The following is a 2,626-nucleotide window of genomic DNA, read 5'->3' on the forward strand; positions in this document are numbered from 1 at the left end:
CCACCCGGATGACGCCATCGCTCATTCCGCCCCGTGCCACCGCCGGAGGGAGCGACGGGTGAGGGGGAGCATGGAGGGCGCACACGGCGGCGACATGGACCCCTTCGAGACCCTGGCGCCTCTCGTCGCGGCGGCGACCGTACGCATCCATGCGGCGCCGCTCGGGTATGCCGCAGACGGGCAGCGGGCGCCCGGCGCCGCCCGGACCGCCGAGCGGCCCTGGGGCAGCGGGTTCTTCGTGGCGCCCAACTGGGTGCTCACCTGCGCCCACGTGGCCCTGTGGGGGAGAGGGGACACCGTGGCGGACGGCGGGATACCCGACGTCGGGGTGAGCTTCGACGGCCGTACGGTGCGCGGCCGGGTCGAGTGGGCACAGCCCGTGGAGAACCCCGGGCACGGCCTGTGGCCCGCGCCGGACCTCGCCCTGATCCGCCTGCTGGAACCGGTGCCGCACCGCTGCGTCTGGCTCACCGAGCGCACGTCCAAGGTGTTCACCCGCAAGGAAGTGGCGTTCTTCGGCTGCGCGGAGGAGGACGGCGAGGTCGAGGACCTCAGCGGCCGCTGCACCATCCGGGGCGAGCTCGGCCGGGACGGCAAGCTGCGGCTCGGCAGCGAGGACGAGATCCCCGAGGGGGCCTCCGGCGGCCCCGTCGTCGACCTGGCGCGCGGCGAGGTGATCGGCGTCCTCAAGGCGCGCCGCACCGGCCTGGACGGCGGTCTCGCGGTCTCCGTCGTGCAGTTGCGGCGCGTCCCCGGCGGCCCGCCCCCGTACGCCGCCCCGCCGGCCCCGGGCCCGTACGCCGTCCCGGGCCCGCCTCCGTACGCCGTCCCAAGCCCGCCCCCGTACGCCGCCCCGGCCCCGTACGTCGGCGACTCCCTGCCCTCGGACGGCGCCCGCGGTGCCGGTGCCCGCAGTACTGAGCGCGGCCGCTCCGTGGACGACCTCTATCAGCGCGTGATGCGCGCCCACGACCGCCATCACGCCGACGAGCACCGTAATGTGCACGCCACCCGCACCACCTGGACCGACGCCCAGGCCGCCCTCGGCGCCACCGCCGGCCGCGCCCTCACCGCCGGCCGGCGCACAGAACTGCTGGGCCTGCTGGCGGATCTGCCGCCGCCCATCAGTACGGCGAGCCTCCAGCAGACCGTGGACGAACTGCGCGGCCAGCCCTGCGAGAACCTCCCCCTGGCCCCCCGCTCCTGGCGCGACGGCCTCGGGCTGCTCTACGACGGCGGCTACGGCCAGACCGGCGAGCTCGAGACCATCCTGCGGTACTGCGTGCACGCCGCCACCGCCGACCGGCCCTACCCCGCCGACCCCGGCACCGAACAGCGGCTGTGGCAGTGGGCCGACGACCTGGCGGCGGCCGTCCAGCTGCCCCGGCCGTTCCGCGTCGCGCTCGCGGGGCAGCGCGCGGCCCGGCTGCGCGCCCGTGAAGGCTTGATCACGATGTCGGACGAGCTGAGGCCCGCCCCGCCGCACACCGACCCCGTCCCCGGCGCCGTCCCCAGCCGCCCGTACCGCCCCGGAGCGGCGACGGGCCCCGGTGCGCCCCGCCCCGCCGGCACCGGCGCCGCGTTCGGTCAGCAGACGCCCGTACACGACACGTCCGTACGCGGCGCGCCCGGATCGGAGGCCGCCCCCCGGGCCGCCGTCATGCTGGAGATCATTCCGCGGGGCTGGGAGCCCGGCCGCTACGACTGGCGCGTCTGCGCGGTGCGGCCGACCGGCGAACTCGTCCCCATGGAGGAGGACTTCCGGGGCGCCGCCCTGGACCCCGCCCCCGGCTCCGCGCCGCCCGACCAGCTGCGCGACTGGCTGCTGGAGGCCTTCCGCCGCTGCGACGAGCCGCACCGGCCGGCCGGCGCCGCCACGCTCGTCGTCGCCCTGCCCCGCGCCCTGCTCGGCTTCCCCGTCGACGCCTGGCGGCTCGCCCCCGACGGGCCCCCGCTGGGCGCCGAACGGCCGGTGGTCGTGCGCTGCTCCGACCCGCCGCCGGAGAGCGAGGAGGACGCGGCCGCGCGCGCCAAGCGGTGGCGCGGCGTGCACACAGGACTGATGGAGCCCGCCGTCCTCGACTGCGAGGACGGGCGGCCCGAACGCGTCCCCGACGAGCGGGAGTTGCGCGTGCGCGGGCCCCGTACCGTGCCGATCCTGTGCCGGTACGCCGACGCCGCCGCCGAGCCCGCCGCCCTCCACCGCATCATCGGCTCCGGCTACCCCGTGGCCCTCTGGCGGCGCGAACCCGTCGACCGGCAGCGGATCTGCGCCGACTTCCACCGGGGCGCGACCCGCGCCGTCCTCGACACCGGCCAGGCCGACCGGCTGCCCGAGGAGATCCGACGGCTGCGCGCCGGCATCGGCCTGGGCGAGCCCGAGACCTACTGGTCCCAGGGGATCACCCTGCTGTACGACGACCCGTCCCGGCCCCTGCCCGGCGCCGACGACCCACTGGAGACCCCGTGAACCGCCGCCGCGCACCGGCCCGGCCGCCCTGGGGCCCGTCCTGGGGTCCTTCCGGGGGTCCTTCCGGGGGCCCGTCCCGGGGTCCTTCCGGCGGTCCGCCCGGCCGGGGCCGCGCCGGCGCACCCGGCGAGGGGCCCCGCCCCAGCCCCTTATGCC

At 77.7% G+C, this 2,626-nt stretch carries 1 protein-coding gene; it reads left to right on the top strand.

The genetic code is table 11. The annotated features are described in order from the left end of the window. Positions 1–70: 70 nt before the first annotated feature. Entirely contained in the window at positions 71–2,470 is a 2,400-nt protein-coding gene (locus ACSNOD_RS30375) for a trypsin-like peptidase domain-containing protein (protein ID WP_436770298.1), read from the top strand. Positions 2,471–2,626: the final 156 nt, after the last annotated feature.

This window comes from Streptomyces sp. URMC 123 (assembly GCF_051386515.1).
Classification (GTDB): domain Bacteria; phylum Actinomycetota; class Actinomycetes; order Streptomycetales; family Streptomycetaceae; genus Streptomyces.

Coding starts and splice junctions, on each gene's coding strand:
- ACSNOD_RS30375 (WP_436770298.1), top strand. CDS start 71: ATGGAGGGCGCACACGGCGGCGACATGGACCCCTTCGAGACCCTGGCG.